This window comes from Halorubrum sp. SP9 (genome assembly GCF_005435015.1).
Lineage (GTDB): Archaea > Halobacteriota > Halobacteria > Halobacteriales > Haloferacaceae > Halorubrum > Halorubrum sodomense.
In genome coordinates this window covers 1-310 of sequence record NZ_SGXU01000575.1, presented here as the reverse complement: position 1 = coordinate 310, position 310 = coordinate 1, and the positions used below count along the sequence as shown (strand labels likewise).

1 protein-coding gene is annotated in these 310 nt (G+C 62.6%); it reads left to right on the top strand.

Annotated elements, in window-relative coordinates; translation table 11 throughout:
• Positions 1-112: 112 nt before the first annotated feature.
• Positions 113-310, top strand: a 198-nt coding sequence (locus tag EXE45_RS21080) for a hypothetical protein (protein ID WP_206750527.1), incomplete at its 3' end; no start/stop codon positions are given.

The following is a 310-nucleotide window of genomic DNA, read 5'->3' as shown; positions in this document are numbered from 1 at the left end:
ACACCACGGTTCCGATGAACGAGACGCCGTTGGTGACGCCACCCAATCAGTGTGGGGGAGCCTCGCTGAACTTGCGTCCGCACCCGGGAAACGCCGGCTCCTCGGAAATCTCATGCCAGACCAGGGGCGGAGCTACCGGGATCTCAAACAGGATCAGGCGATCGATATCGAGGCAGGGACTGTCAGCCGGTATGTCCTGGATCTCGAAGCACGCGGGCTCGTCTCTGTCGACCGTCGTGGCCAGCGCAATACCGTTCGGCTATCCGATCGCGGCGCCACGGCCGTCAACCAGTGTCTTGATGCCGAGTAC